The 14,705-nt window shown below is 30.9% G+C and carries 14 protein-coding genes; all 14 read left to right on the top strand.

What is annotated here, in order from left to right:
• Nucleotides 1-93: 93 nt before the first annotated feature.
• The 14 genes from BW936_RS17065 to BW936_RS16990 all read left to right on the top strand — a co-directional run bounded on the left by BW936_RS17065 (nt 94) and on the right by BW936_RS16990 (nt 14,544).
• A complete protein-coding gene (locus tag BW936_RS17065) occupies nt 94-4,917 on the top strand; it encodes an AAA domain-containing protein (protein ID WP_076550625.1) in 4,824 nt (1,607 codons plus the stop codon).
• Between the two features lie 358 nt (nt 4,918-5,275).
• Nucleotides 5,276-5,770, top strand: a complete 495-nt coding sequence (locus tag BW936_RS17060; protein ID WP_076550623.1) for a hypothetical protein — start codon at nt 5,276-5,278, stop codon at nt 5,768-5,770.
• Entirely contained in the window at nt 5,771-6,625 is an 855-nt protein-coding gene (locus tag BW936_RS17055; protein WP_076550622.1) for a retropepsin-like aspartic protease family protein, read from the top strand. It abuts the gene before it with no gap.
• A gap of 149 nt (nt 6,626-6,774) precedes the next feature.
• A complete protein-coding gene (locus BW936_RS17050) occupies nt 6,775-7,383 on the top strand; it encodes a DUF2971 domain-containing protein (RefSeq protein WP_076550620.1) in 609 nt (202 codons plus the stop codon).
• A gap of 163 nt (nt 7,384-7,546) precedes the next feature.
• The gene (locus BW936_RS17045) at nt 7,547-8,068 is read left to right on the top strand and encodes a hypothetical protein (RefSeq protein WP_076550619.1); all 522 of its coding nucleotides are present in this window, start codon (nt 7,547-7,549) and stop codon (nt 8,066-8,068) included.
• A gap of 183 nt (nt 8,069-8,251) precedes the next feature.
• Nucleotides 8,252-8,713, top strand: coding sequence for a lipocalin-like domain-containing protein (locus BW936_RS17040; protein WP_076550616.1), 462 nt, complete (start codon nt 8,252-8,254; stop codon nt 8,711-8,713).
• 153 nt (nt 8,714-8,866) lie between these two features.
• Entirely contained in the window at nt 8,867-9,094 is a 228-nt protein-coding gene (locus tag BW936_RS17035; RefSeq protein ID WP_076550614.1) for a hypothetical protein, read from the top strand.
• A gap of 3 nt (nt 9,095-9,097) precedes the next feature.
• Nucleotides 9,098-9,442 carry an immunity protein Imm33 domain-containing protein gene (locus tag BW936_RS17030; RefSeq protein ID WP_076550611.1) on the top strand — a complete coding sequence of 115 codons (345 nt, stop codon included), beginning with the start codon at nt 9,098-9,100 and terminating at the stop codon, nt 9,440-9,442.
• 116 nt (nt 9,443-9,558) lie between these two features.
• A complete protein-coding gene (locus BW936_RS19520; protein WP_143744212.1) occupies nt 9,559-9,747 on the top strand; it encodes a hypothetical protein in 189 nt (62 codons plus the stop codon).
• A 574-nt stretch (nt 9,748-10,321) separates the two neighbouring features.
• Entirely contained in the window at nt 10,322-10,819 is a 498-nt protein-coding gene (locus tag BW936_RS17015) for a hypothetical protein (RefSeq protein WP_076550605.1), read from the top strand.
• A 174-nt stretch (nt 10,820-10,993) separates the two neighbouring features.
• On the top strand, nt 10,994-11,689 hold the full coding sequence (locus BW936_RS17010; RefSeq protein WP_076550603.1) for a hypothetical protein: 696 nt from the start codon (nt 10,994-10,996) through the stop codon (nt 11,687-11,689).
• A 765-nt stretch (nt 11,690-12,454) separates the two neighbouring features.
• Nucleotides 12,455-13,066 (top strand): hypothetical protein, encoded by a 612-nt coding sequence (locus BW936_RS17000; protein ID WP_076550599.1) that lies wholly within the window; start codon nt 12,455-12,457, stop codon nt 13,064-13,066.
• A 159-nt stretch (nt 13,067-13,225) separates the two neighbouring features.
• A complete protein-coding gene (locus BW936_RS16995) occupies nt 13,226-13,705 on the top strand; it encodes a hypothetical protein (protein ID WP_143744211.1) in 480 nt (159 codons plus the stop codon).
• Between the two features lie 224 nt (nt 13,706-13,929).
• A complete protein-coding gene (locus BW936_RS16990; RefSeq protein ID WP_076550594.1) occupies nt 13,930-14,544 on the top strand; it encodes a hypothetical protein in 615 nt (204 codons plus the stop codon).
• The last annotated feature ends 161 nt before the right edge of the window (nt 14,545-14,705 follow it).

Here is a 14,705-nt window from a genome sequence, read left to right as displayed (position 1 = left end):
TTTTTTGCCTTCGCGCTCAACGAATGAGGAAAACCAGAATACGAATTAAAAAAATGTACGTATTTTATATGCCAAAATAACTGACCAAAATTTATGCAGATAACCGAAAAACTACTGCTTGAACTTCAAAACCGACTAAAAGTAGGAAATCGTCGTGGAGTTCACTTAAATGCAATTCCTGCACGCTCACGATATAAATTTGATTTGACTCGGTTGTCTCACATTGAGGAAAATTTACCGATAAATTTCATAAACGCCTTATTGACTGACCAACCGCTAAAATTCAAAATTAGTTGGAAAGACAACGTACCTGACTTGAACTCATTATTTGAAGAAGACCAAGCACAACTTGTCAAAATCACTAAATCATTTGAAAACCTTATTAATCAAACAGATGCAATTGAATCCGAGAAAGGTATAAATACATTTGGATTTGGATATCCGATTCTCGCAAGACGAGACCAATCAGATAATAAATTAACAGTCGCACCAATTCTAATTTGGTCATTAAGAATAAGACGAACTAAAGAATTTAATACTTGGGAAATTCTAAGAGGAGAAGATGACCCAATTTATATAAATGAGGTTTTAATAAATCACTTGCAGAGTGATTCTAAAATAGAAATCGAACAAATTTCGTCAGAATTTCTCGATGATGGACTTATAGACAAAGATGAACTTTTAGATATTTGTGTAAATCTTATAACATCTATAAATAGTAAAACACCAAACGATTTAAGAGATACTTTTGAGAAAAAAATTCAAGAAGTAAAGCCAATCCCAAGTAAAAAGCATTACGAAAAACTTCCTTTAAATTCTAACAACTCATTTATTGACTTTGGAGGTTTGTTTTCAATATTTGAAGTTCAAAAACAAAATATAATTCACGATTACGGAAATTTGCTTGACCTTGAAGGTACGGACATTGACCTTTCAGATATGGATGAACATACATTTCAACCAATCTCTTCTGTTGAAACTGACCCATCACAACAAAGTATCCTACATTCTTTAGAAAGTTCAAGAAATATATTGATTCAAGGACCGCCAGGAACAGGGAAGAGCCAATCCTTAACTGCTGTTTTAGTAAATGCTTTAGAAAACAAAAAGAAAACAATAGTTGTTTGTGAAAAAAGAACTGCTTTAGAAGTTTTACATAATTCTTTAAATGAAAAAGGTCTTAACTATCAATGTGTATTATTAAAAGACATTGTAAAAGACAGAAGAGCTGCTGTTGATTCTGTAAGAGATAGAGTAGATAATTCCTCTTATAAAAGATATAGATACAATCACTCAAAAGAAACACTTGACAATATAATTGAGCAATCAAAAGGTTTTATCGATTCAATAAACAAAAAACATAAAAAACTAAGTGAAAAAATAGTAGGTAACAAGAATTGGACACATACAGTTGGTTGGTTGTTATCTGAATTAAAAAACACTTCAGAACCATATAATCTTGATTTAAAAAACAAAGAGTTTACCTATGAATCTTCTGAATTAAATGAGTTTCTTGAAATAATCCGAAAAGCCCAAAATCTATATAGTGATTATAAACCACATCGTGCTTTATCAATATTCAATTCTCAAAAATATTTGGGTAATAATCCTTTTTCTATAGAACAAGAGATTAAATCAGATTTTGAAAAATATAGAAGTGATTTAGCAGAGATACAAGAAAAGGTTTCTAAATATCACGAATCATATTTTGATATTAGAAAAAATGAAATTGCTGACCAAATTGAGGAATATGGTGTATTGGTAGGTCAAATAAATAAAACATATCCAGATATTGATTTATTAATTTCCAACATTAAGAAAAATCATTTAAGAATAAGAAAAGAAGATTTTGATAATCAAATAAAAATCATCGAGAAAGAGACTTCAGAAGTAAAAAATTTATACAAAGAGTTTAGTGATAACCAAACTTTACTTAACGAAGAAGAACTAAATTCATTTTCTTTTAAGCTAAAATCGGTTTTTTCAAAAAATTTAAAAGAGCTAAAAAAAGCAAGTCAAACCATTACCAATAAAGTTTCTAAAATTGAATCACTTCTTTTTGAATGTAATGACCTTAACAATTATCAGTTTAATTCAAATCTAACAGAAAAGAAAAGAGATTTTTACAATTTTTTAGAATATCTGGAAGACACTAAATCAAGTTTCTCAAACATAAATGATAATGAACTAAAATCACTCAAATTAGAGACATTTTTAGATGGAGAAATTAACTCTCAAAGCTGTATAACCGAAATTGGATTAAATGTTAATAGCAAACAAATTTCAACAACTTATAAGGGATTTTTAAAGCAAAGTCAAAATGACCTCATTAATATTGAGAAAAAGATTTTGAATGAATTCAATGATTTATCAAAGTTTTCAAATAAAGCAAAAGATTTAAAATCACTTAACTTTTCATCGAGTTTAAATTTAAGAAAAAATGAATTATTAAACCTTGAAGACAGCTTTTCAAAAATGGCTGACGAGTTAATTTTAAAGTTAAATGAAGAAACTAAAAACATTGATGTATTAAATGATATTGAGCCAATTTATAGAACTGAAAGTTTAGTAAATGCTCAAAAAGCAATTGGTTCATTAAAAGCAAAATTTGACCAACATAATTGGACAAGAAAAAAAATATCATTCAAAACAGAAAAAGAATTTTACGAGAAATTTAATAACCTTTTTGAAAGCTACGATAACTTTTACGAAAATGAAGAAGATTTATTTTCAATTGAATTCAAATGGTTTCAATATTATAATTCGCTGAGTAAATTACATCAAAACGTTATTGATGAACTGAAAAACAAGGATGATTGGAAGAAAACATTTTTGATTTATTATTTAAATTCAATGTTGGTCAACTCTGCTGATATGGATTTACCAACTGATGATAATGACCACATAGAATTAGGTAAATCACTTTCAGAAATAGAAAGGGAACAAATAAAATATATTAGAGAATATTGGTTTTCTAAACAAATAGATGCAACTCGTCAGTTTGACCAGCAGAACTCAAATCTTTCAGTTGAGAACCTTTATAATAAAAGAAGTAGTAATAGACACAAGCGATTATCTCTAAGGCAAATTGTGAAATTCGATATTGATTTATTCACAACAATGTTTCCGATAATTTTGACAACACCAGATGTTTGCAGTAATCTTTTTAAAGGCAAAAACCAATATTTTGATATTGTAATGTTTGATGAAGCAAGTCAGTTAAAATTAGAGGATAATTTACCTGCTCTTCTTAAAGGTAAACAAATCGTTATAGCAGGCGATGAACACCAAATGCCACCTTCAAACTATTTCAGCAAAATATTTGATGGAGATATTGAGGATGAAGATGATTTTGAAGATGAAGACGAAATAAGAGTTGATAGAGATAACATACTTTTATCTTGTGAATCACTTCTTGATTTTGCATCAGAACTTAGTTTCGAGAAAAAACATTTAGATTTTCATTACAGGTCAAGACATCCGTATTTAATTGACTTTTCTAATTATGCTTTCTACAATCAAAGGCTAAAACCACTTCCAAATGAATTTGATTATGTACCTATAAAGTATATACCAACAAACGGAACGTATTCAGACCATACAAACGACACAGAAGCAGAAACAATACTTTCTATTATTGATAAAAATATAAGTCGTTTACCAAATGGAAAATATCCTACTGTTGGTATTGCTACTTTTAATATTGCACAACGTAATTTGATAAAGAGTAAAATAATTGAACGTAGGAAATTCGATAGATATTCTGACTTCAACGAAAAAATACTTGAACTCGAAGAAAATGGATTGTTTGTCAAAAATTTAGAGAATATTCAAGGAGATGAAAGAGACGTTATAATTCTATCAACAACTTATGGTTACACAAAAGATGGCAAATTTGCTCAAAGATTTGGACCAATAAATCATAAGAAAGGCTATAAACTTTTAAATGTTATCGTAACAAGAGCAAAATACAAGGTTTATGTGTGTTCGTCAATTCCTGAGGAAGTATTTTTAAACTATCGAGAACATTTGAGAATTGAAGGCTCAAACAATCGTAGAGCAGCTTTCTTTTCATATTTAGCATACTGTAAAGCTGTGAGTGAACAAGATGATGAATCTCGTTTAGCTGTTTTAAATGCTCTTGCCGAAAATTCAATTAAATCGGAAACAATCGATATTTTGAATGAAGATTTAGAATCGCCATTTGAAGAAGAAGTTTATCAAGCTTTAGCAGAACATTTCAGCGAAGATAAAATTATACCACAATTACAATTTGCTGGTTTTAGAATTGATATGGTTTATGACACAAAGCATATTGGACTTCCTAAAATTGCAATAGAATGTGATGGAGCTGCTTATCATTCGAGCAGAGAAGCATATTTACACGATAGACATCGACAAAAGATATTAGAAGGACACGGTTTTGTGTTTCATCGTATTTGGAGCACAAATTGGTGGAGAAATCCAAAAAAGGAAACTGAAAATCTTGTGAACTTCATAAAAAGTATAGAGAACAGTAATCCTTCAATTTTTGAGGATAAATCAAATACTGGAAAAGCATTTACTGATAACATTATAGTTGCTAAGAATGAAATTGTAAGAGAATCGCCAATTACAGAAACTGCATTGGAGGAAACAATTAAAGCTATAAGTAAACCAAAAAATGACCAAACTGAACTTTTTAAAGATGAGATAAAGCTTAATAGTAAGGTAAAAGTTAAATATTTGAATAACGGAAAAGATATAAAAGTTCACTTAATTGACAGCCAAGTTTCGGTAAATCAAAAAACGAACGGAGTACAAAAAATTAATATAAAATCACCTTTAGGAGTTTCATTGTTAGGCAAAGTAAAGGGAGAAACCGTAAAGATTGGGAATTTAGATAATTATGTAGAAATACTTGAGATATTGAATTAAGCCAACGCACAAAGCCATACACATTTGCAATTCGCTACAGCCGACACACAAGCCCAAAATTGCAAAAGAGTATGTCTTGCCAACGCTCAGTTCCGAACTAAAAAACAAACATCGGAAAACCAAGCTGAACGTGAAAAGCACTATGCACAACAATGTATATAAAACATAGCTAATATAGGCTTCCCCAAAGGTTTTTGCTTATTAATTGAGTCCGCCAAATTTTTAATTTGGTTATATTTATAAAAAAAATAAACATAAAAATTAAAAATTCGGCTTGTATTTAATCCGAAACGAAAGTGTTTATTTACACGCTACGTTTCATATACGGAGACGTTAGCCACACATTTAAACAAAAACTATGGAAATAACCCACTTCAAAAATCTAAAGAGAATATTGCTACTTTCAACTGTTTTATTTTCAACAAATTTATTTTCTCAAGATTTACCACAGACAGTATATAAAAATGTAGTAAAACAATCTTTAAATTCTTACTATTTAGATGATAATGAAAAAACTTTTAATGCATATAATGATAACAAAGATTTAAACCTCGATTTAGAGTTCAATATAGACCTCACAATGACAGAAATAAATGAGATAAATGAACCTCAAATACTTGTTGAAAAATCAAAAGAATTTGCATTCACAATAATATCGGAAATTTCACAAAGTGACTTAATGGAAACCATAAGCGATAAAGCAAAATATGAAAACATAAATCTAAACTTTATCACAAAAACTAAAGATTATAAATATATAAAACATAATTTTTCAATTGACGTTAAAGCTCTCAAAGACTTATCTTCAAATATGAACAAAAATGGTTTTTACAGAATTTTAAAAAAGAAGTAAATGAGAAAAACTCTTACCTTTTTTATTTTTCTAATAAGCTTGTCGTCATTTTCGCAGATAGAGTTTAGCATTAATGAAGATTACGGAGTTTATCTAATTCCTTGTAAAGTAAATGGTGTTCCTTTAGAATTCATCTTCGATACAGGAGCTACAAATGTTTCAATTTCAATTACAGAAGCCAAATTTTTACTTAAAAACGGATTGTTGGATAAAACAGACATAAAAGAAACTGTTAGGTATCAAATTGCCAATGGAGAAGTCAAGGAAGGGACTAAAATTAACTTAAAAGAAATTGAAATTGAAGGTTACATTATCAAAAATGTAACCGCACAAATTGTTTATGAACAAGGTGCCCCACTCTTATTAGGTCTTTCAGCTTTAAATAAGATTGGAAAAGTAGTTTTAGAAAATAAAATTTTAAAAATTTATCCTAATTCAAATCATTTAAGCAAAGAAAAGATATTTGAAAATACTAAAGCTATTTTAACAAAAGCCTTAAATTTTAAAGATTCAACAACAATTGCAAACTGCATTTTTAAAGAAAATTTTTTGGGACTTCATACAATAGTCAGCTTAAAAGAACCTAATTACGATTATTTTGAACCGACAATTGAGGAATATGAGCAAATGAGCAAGGATTATGCATTTCTGCAAACCAAAATAATTAATCAAAACAATCAAGTTTTCCTCAAAAGAATAGAAAGTTCTGGTATTGAAATTATTGCTTTTATGTACGATTTTATATTGGCGAGAAAAGAAACAAAATTAATTTATGCAATCGCATCAAAAAAACTAATTGACATAGGCAATAATCCAAGTAAAGAAAAATTCGAAGAGATATTAATTAAACAATAAAAACGTGTGGCAACAACGTGTATAGCTCATTGCGGCTGAATTCCTTATCGGAATTCATTGCTATTTGCTATCTTCGGTTTACGGCGGAAAATCCTCGCGGATTTCCCGCAACGCGCCATACACAAAACCGTTGGCATTAATTTAAGAAAATGGCGTACACGAAAGAAATTTGGAAAAAAAGACATAGAAATAGGTCTGATATTTCATTATATATAACACATCTCACAAAAGAAAATGGAGGATTAAGTGTGTTTCAGGTTTTAAGAAAAATTTTAACCGAAAGAAAAATAATCGGAAGTAATCAAAATGGTTATGTGATTGGAAATGACCGAGCAGTATGCTTTCAAGATATTCCTTTGTATGGAGTTTGTCAAAACACATTTCACGAGCAAGTAAATAGAGCTGAATTAGGAGGTTCCTTAAGGTACCGACCAATTGGATTAACATTTGAGAAAGAGTATATATTTCGGAAAGGTGGACGACCTGTCTTGTATGAACAAAAAAATATAGCTAAAGGTGTTTTACCCGAAAATGAATGGTGGAGAATTGTAAATTATGACTTATCAAATCAAAACTCAATAATCGACTGGACTCACGAAAGAGAATGGAGGATTAAGAATGATTTTGAATTTGACATCGGAGAAGCAATAATAATTATGCCTCACGGAAGTAATTATAATCAATTAAAAGAAAAATTTGGAGAAGATATTTTAAATCAAGTAAAAGGAATTACAATGTTAGACCCAATTCTGACATAAAAAACTAATGCCAACACCGTATAAAAATAATTGCGGTTTAGTGCTTAATCAAAGGTCGTTGCGTGTTTGTAACGTCTGATTTTCCTTCGGAAAATCCTCGCATACAAACCCGCAACTATTCTTATACATAAACGTTGTACACAATTAGCGAGACGCAGAGAAAATGAAGAAAATTATTTTACATCCATTAAAAGGAATCGAACTTGAAACCAAAGCAACGTTGGAATTTGGGACTTCTAAAATTGAAATAATCAAGAGTTTAGGTAAGCCATCAAGCGGAAATGACAAGCAAATGTTTTATGACGATTTGGAATTAAGAATTGACCTTGATAATTCTGAAAATATAGAATTTATTGAATTCATTTATGGACCTTTTCCTGAAAAAACGGAAATCGAACTTTATGGAATTGACCCTTTCAAAACGAACAGTTCTGACTTAATTGAATTACTGACTGAAAACAATAATGGAGAAATAGATTTGAGCGAAGAACCTTATTGTTTCGCTTTTCTAGAATCTTCAATTGGAATTTACAGAGATTCTTGTGAATCGGATATTGACGAAATGATAACTGAATTAAAAGAAAACGGAGAATATTCTGAAAATGAAGAATGGGTTTTGGCTGACAAAGAAAAAGCAAAGTATTTTTGGACAGTTGGATTAGGTAAAAAAGACTACTACAAATAATAACTGTGTACAACAATGTATAAAAATAATTGCGGTTTAGTGCTTAATCAAAGGTCGTTGCGTGTTTGCTACGTCTGAATTTCCTTCGGAAATTCTTCGCATGCAAACCCGCAACTATTCTTATACGAAACCGTTGTAAACAATTAAAAAAACCAATTTGAACTTTAAAAACAATTATTACGAATGAAAAAAATGAAATTATTTTGCGGAATTTTAATCGGACTTATGATTTTCTCATCTTGCTCGAACGACGATGATTCAAACTCTGATTCTAACTCAATTGTTGGAACGTGGAAAGCTATAAAAGAAGTTGATGTTTGTTCAACAGGAAACGAAGATGTTTATGACTTTGACTCTTGTGAACAAACTGGAAGAACAATATTTTCTGAAAATGGAACTTTAAGTATTACCGAATATGATTTAGAAAATGGAAATTGCGAACAATATTATAGTGCAATTGGAACTTGGTCATTGAGTGGTAATAATTTGACGGTAACAACAGAAGGAGAAACTAATAATCCGACATTCTTTGAATTGAGTAATAATGTACTACGAATTGGATATTATGATGCCGACCCAAATGACCCTTGTGATGGTGGAAATTTACCTTCACATTATTATACGGAATTAGTAAGAGTTGAATAATAACTGTTTACAACACCGTATATAATTTATTGCTAGTTCTAGCCTACTTACGAAAATCCTCGCGGATTTTCTATTCGGTTTTTATTTGCTAAATTACGTGCTTAACCACGCAACAAACCATATACAAACACGTTACCCAACATTTTGCAAAAAATGAAAAATCAAGAAAAATTTCAACATTATTTAAGAGATTTGGTCTACATAATAAAGGAGCAGCAAGCCGAATTAAAAGCAGAAAATAAAAATGATGATTTTCATAGTGGAATAGAATTTGGTTATCATTCTATTATTGATTTAATTGAAAATCAAGCTGATGCTTTCCAAATCAAAACTTCCGAATTCGGATTTAATGATTTTGAAGAATTCACTAAAAAGAGTTGAAAATTGAAAAATAATATCGAATCTCAAAAATCAATTTGTAAAAAATATAATTCGGAATTTAAACCTTTAGATGACCAACTATTTATTGGAATAGGAACCGATTTAGAGTTTGAACCAATAAATGGATTACGCCATCCTGAACACGGAACAATGAATGGGTGGTATATTTGGAGTGGAGAATGGTCTGATTCTGATGATTTCTTTAAACCGATTTGTATTGAGCATTTAATTGAAATGCAACCTGAAATATCAAAATATCTAGGTCTTGATATCGGATTTAGATTTCAAATTGATAGTAAGGGCTATGAAGATGTTTGGTTTGACGAAAAAATTACTCGTTTGGAATAAATGGACTTCTTACTCAGAAGCAACTGTTGCGCAGATGGACTTAAAACTCAAACGGAAAAGCTTACTCGGACGGAAAAAACGTTGGGTAACAATGGCTATAGCAAATAGGGCGAAAAGTGCGAAATTTAAAGGCTTGGGCGTGTTTGCAAAGTCCGCCAAATCTTTTGGATTTGGCAATTAAAAAAGAAAAAATAATTACAAAACAAAAAGCTCTGGCTACGAGCGCAGACGGAAACGAAAAGTTTCCTTACCGCCCTACTTGCCATAGCCGAGACGTTAACGGCAATAAGCTCTTAAAAAAATAAAGCAGCTTCGGGACTTTCCCATTTTTTGCTTTTTACCCTATATTTTCTTCTCGGTTCGTAAGTAGTAACGTTTATCTGAAAAGCAAAAAATCTACGGTTCTTGTATTTTAAGTAAGTCAAATTCTTGTGGCTCGGGCTTAAAAAAAGAGCAGCTTTCGGGGCATTTCCTTTTGCCGCCAGCACGCAATCTCTGCGCAATCGTTATGTAGTCGGACTAATGTATTGTCACTATTTGTTTAAGTTCAATAAGCCTTCTAAACTATATCTATGTCTGCCAAAGTCTGTCGGTGGATGGAAAAAGCGGCAAAACTACGGGTATTGTCCGTTTCACATGTCTTTGGGGTTTGGTTTGCGCTGCTTAATGCCGCTAACATGACCTATAAGTAATGCGTGGCTTGGGGTTTTATAAAATGGTTTGGCTATATTTATAAGGTCGCTAAATCTGTTGGATTTAGCTTTGGACAAAACAAAAAACAAATCAAAACCAAAAGCTTTAGCTCAGAGCGTTTCCGGAAATCCGTCGGATTTCTCAAACGCACTACTCATAGCTTTGGCGTTGGCAACAAGCTGAAAAATGGACATAGAATATTTACCAAATAAAGGTTTTATACTTAATTCTCTCAAATTTGAATGGAATAACGAACGAAATTCGGTTAGAGAAAAATTAGGAATGAAACATAAGGAAGAAGACAAAATAATTGACGTCGCTGAATTTTTTGATGGAGATGAAAGTATGAATATTCATCAAAAGAGAGATGTTTATGAAAATCTGTATTCGAAAAAAGATATGCTGTTTCTGAATTACGACAAGGATAATCGATTAAGAGATTTAGAAGTCCATTATGGTTTTGACATATTAATTGACAATATCCGACTTGATTTTGGAACAGAAATTACTGACTTAATTAAACAGTTTAAAAAAACTGGAACTGAATACTCGGAAACAGAAAAAGGAAATTATTTTTTATCAAAATTAAAAATAACGATAGCCGATAGTGAATCAATGGGCGGAGATGGAACTGGATTAGCCTATTTTTATGCGACTTCTGATATTAGTCATTTAACGGAATAAAAAAGCCAGTTGCCAACACCGCATAAAAATAATTGCGGTTTAGTGCTTAATCAAAAGGTCGTTGCGGGTTTGTAACGTCTGATTTTCCTTCGGAAAATCCTCGTATACAAACCCGCAACTATTCTTATACAATCACGTTAGGTAGCATATGACAAAACCATCGAAAACAGAACTATGAAACTTACATTTTTTATTTTTAGTCTATTAATTATCTCTTGTTCTTCTAAAGAAAAAAAGAAGAAAATTAATGAACCGACTGAAATCATAATTGAAAAAAAAATTACAAAGAATAACGAATTAACTAATCTGGAATTGACTTTTGAAGAAATTCAAGATTCTTTACGAAAACAACTTTTAAAATCTAAAACGAACAATAATCTAAAATCGAGTATTTTACAAGAATTATATATTAGAGGACTTGTAAATCAAGAAGATGATAAATTTAAGTTTAAACTTCCTTTCAATCTTCACGGGTTTGATTGCGGAGCACCTGACTGCTACTCTACTGATATTAAATTTAATATTCCTGTAAAAAATCCATTTGAATTTCCAAAAAAAATTGATTTTAATCTAAAAGAGCACGGTTGCGGAATTGAAAATGACATATTAGAGAACGGAACATTTGAACTTGTTGAACAATCAACCCAATTCGTTAATTACTATTCTAAAAAACAGAAAAGCAATCTAATTATTATTGCTGACAAAAGGAAACTCTATTATTTCGCAGATCAAAAACCGAATGCAATAAAAGTAGATTTAATAGATAAAATGTTTGAAGAATATAACGAAAAAGACATTGAAGAAATAGCACCATATCAATCGACAACTATGACAACCAATGAGTATGAAAACTTCATAGGAGAAGAATAAAATACGCTACCTAACACCGTGTATAATTCATTGCTAGTTATAGCTTACATACGGAAGTCCTCGCGGACTTTCTATCTGTGATTTATTTGCTAACTTTAGTGCTTAAATACGCAACGAAATCATACACAAACACGTTAACGGCAATAAGCTCTTAAAAAAATAAAGCAGCTTCGGGACTTTCCCATTTTTTGCTTTTTACCCTATATTTTCTTCTCGGTTCGTAAGTAGTAACGTTTATCTGAAAAGCAAAAAATCTACGGTTCTTGTATTTTAAGTAAGTCAAATTCTTGTGGCTCGGGCTTAAAAAAAGAGCAGCTTTCGGGGCATTTCCTTTTGCCGCCAGCACGCAATCTCTGCGCAATCGTTATGTAGTCGGACTAATGTATTGTCACTATTTGTTTAAGTTCAATAAGCCTTCTAAACTATATCTATGTCTGCCAAAGTCTGTCGGTGGATGGAAAAAGCGGCAAAACTACGGGTATTGTCCGTTTCACATGTCTTTGGGGTTTGGTTTGCGCTGCTTAATGCCGCTAACATGACCTATAAGTAATGCGTGGCTTGGGGTTTTATAAAATGGTTTGGCTATATTTATAAGGTCGCTAAATCTGTTGGATTTAGCTTTGGACAAAACAAAAAACAAATCAAAACCAAAAGCTTTAGCTCAGAGCGTTTCCGGAAATCCGTCGGATTTCTCAAACGCACTACTCATAGCTTTGGCGTTGTAAGTAATGCAAAAACCGAATTCCAAATTGAACAGAAGAAGAAATGAAAAAAGTATTAGATAGATGGTATATTGGATTAATACTACTTCCAATAATTATGAATTTAACGACAGCAAAACTTGATTTACCTATTCTGTTAAAGAATTGGAATTTTACAATTATTGGAACTTTAATTATTACCAACTTCATTGCCATTTATGAATTCATAATACTAAAAAAAGAGAATAAAAGACTGAACTCAATTCCTAAAGAAAGTGACAAAAAAATAATTAAAAATCTTCTCAAAACTTTAGACGTAATTTCATTTCAAGATAAAATTAGTGAACAAAGCTCTTGGTATGGCTATGAAAAAACTGCAATGCAGAATACCTTTGACTTTTGCGAAAAAGCTCGTTTAATAAATTATAAAACAGCGGACGAAAAGCTGAATAATTACATACAGGAGTTGAGATTAAGTTTAGACGAATTTCACGAAAAAGCATCAAGAATACTTTATTCGGATAATAACACATCATACACACCTGATAAACGAAATGAAGTTGAAGTAAAGAAAACGAAAGAAGCATATCCAGAAGTAGATAAAAAAAGTATTGAGTCTTTTAAGATACTGAGTGAATTGTTGAAATACTTGAAAGAAAATAATTATTTAGAATAGTATAATGAAAAAAGCACTACTTACAACACCGTATAAAAAAAATTGCTAATTTTAGCTAAACCAAAGTTAGTTGCTCGTTTGCTAGCTTCTGATTTTCCTTCGGAAAATCCTCGCACACAAACACGCAACTATTCTTATACATAAACGTTGTAACACATTTTGAGAAAACTATTAACATACATATTGATATTCACTTTTTGTCTCGGATGTTCTGAAAAAAACACGAAACGGAAATCTGAAATAAATGCAACTATATTCTTTGGTGCAAAATCGAAAAATGAAAAGTTCAATTTGACTTTCGATAAAACGGACAATTCTCTGAATTATAAATATGTCAATCAAATAGACACATCAAAAACTATTTTGATTAGAAAAATTATTCAATCTGACTCTCTTCTATTCGGATTTGAAAAGTTTTTAAAAGCGGATAAGGAATCGTATCGGAATAAAAAACTAAGTGATTTAGGATTTGAATTTTACGTATTAGAAAACCTTGTTACGGATGGAACTGGACCAATCTTATTTAATTCGGATTATGGTCTACTCGCCATAAATAATGATTACGGACCGACATTGATTTTTTTGAACAAAGAAGACAACGAATTTACTGAACAAATATTAACTGCACTGAATGAATAAAAAACGTGTTACAACACAGTATAAAAAAAATTGCTAGTTTTAGCTAAACCAAAGTTAGTTGCTCGTTTGCTGGCATCTGATTTTCCTTCGGAAAATCCTCGCACACAAACACGCAACTTTCCTTATACATAAACGTTAGCAGCAACTTAAAACGAACATTGGGAATATTTAGTTTCATAAAGAAAAAACGAGTAGAATCATCGCCTAAAAAGATAATAAAGCGAATGATTGACTATATTCCAGAATTCTATAAAAACCAAAGACAATTTCAAAACAGCATTGAATTTTACGAGAAAAATGAATTTGGACTTGCTTTGGAAAGCCTTGTTGAATTAGCAGATGAAACCGAACATTATTTTTCAGAAGAATTTTGGACTGAATTAGCTAAATCCGCCAATATGATGGAAATGGATAAAGTAGCTTCTTATTGTAAAAAGCAGTCGAAAAAAAATTTAAAAGATTTGGATTATAAATTACCTCTTGGTTGGACAACCTATAAAATAAGTGAGAATAATTTTCAAGTACATATTTCTGAAAAACTAAATGGAGAATGGAAAACGGAACGAAGAAAAAAAGACGGAATTGAAAAACTACTGACAAAAAACGGAATTCATTTCTCGAATAAAGGAAGAAATGGATATATCTATTATGTAGAAAATGGCAAGCTAATAGAGTTCGAATGGGAATTAGAAGTTGGAGGTATAAGATTATGGTTTGAGGCTGAAACTCATTGGTGCTTACCTACCAAATCGGAATTAAAAAAAGAAGACAAGTCAAGAATTAAGGATTTGATTACTGACTGGGCTGAACAGAATAAAGAACAAATTGAGTTTGATTAAAAAGCAGCTGCTAACAAAGAACTGAGGTAAAAAACAAACAAATTCTTCCTTAATCTGAGACAATAGTATTCTAGGCTCATAGATTCAAAAAACAGATTCTTGAGCTTTTTTTTATTCAATTTATCCGCTATTTATCTAGGCAATACGGAAACGTAAGTTTC

Source organism: Maribacter ulvicola, assembly GCF_900155985.1.
GTDB classification, from domain to species: domain Bacteria; phylum Bacteroidota; class Bacteroidia; order Flavobacteriales; family Flavobacteriaceae; genus Maribacter; species Maribacter ulvicola.
Note: the sequence above shows the minus strand (reverse complement) of the source record. Positions and strands in the feature narration are given on the sequence as shown.

Excerpts from the sequence above, each read along its gene's own strand:
- BW936_RS17065 (WP_076550625.1), top strand. The coding sequence starts at position 94 with ATGCAGATAACCGAAAAACTACTGCTTGAACTTCAAAACCGACTAAAA.
- BW936_RS17060 (WP_076550623.1), top strand. The coding sequence starts at position 5,276 with ATGGAAATAACCCACTTCAAAAATCTAAAGAGAATATTGCTACTTTCA.
- BW936_RS17055 (WP_076550622.1), top strand. The coding sequence starts at position 5,771 with ATGAGAAAAACTCTTACCTTTTTTATTTTTCTAATAAGCTTGTCGTCA.
- BW936_RS17050 (WP_076550620.1), top strand. The coding sequence starts at position 6,775 with ATGGCGTACACGAAAGAAATTTGGAAAAAAAGACATAGAAATAGGTCT.
- BW936_RS17045 (WP_076550619.1), top strand. The coding sequence starts at position 7,547 with ATGAAGAAAATTATTTTACATCCATTAAAAGGAATCGAACTTGAAACC.
- BW936_RS17040 (WP_076550616.1), top strand. The coding sequence starts at position 8,252 with ATGAAAAAAATGAAATTATTTTGCGGAATTTTAATCGGACTTATGATT.
- BW936_RS17035 (WP_076550614.1), top strand. The coding sequence starts at position 8,867 with ATGAAAAATCAAGAAAAATTTCAACATTATTTAAGAGATTTGGTCTAC.
- BW936_RS17015 (WP_076550605.1), top strand. The coding sequence starts at position 10,322 with ATGGACATAGAATATTTACCAAATAAAGGTTTTATACTTAATTCTCTC.
- BW936_RS17010 (WP_076550603.1), top strand. The coding sequence starts at position 10,994 with ATGAAACTTACATTTTTTATTTTTAGTCTATTAATTATCTCTTGTTCT.
- BW936_RS17000 (WP_076550599.1), top strand. The coding sequence starts at position 12,455 with ATGAAAAAAGTATTAGATAGATGGTATATTGGATTAATACTACTTCCA.
- BW936_RS16990 (WP_076550594.1), top strand. The coding sequence starts at position 13,930 with ATGATTGACTATATTCCAGAATTCTATAAAAACCAAAGACAATTTCAA.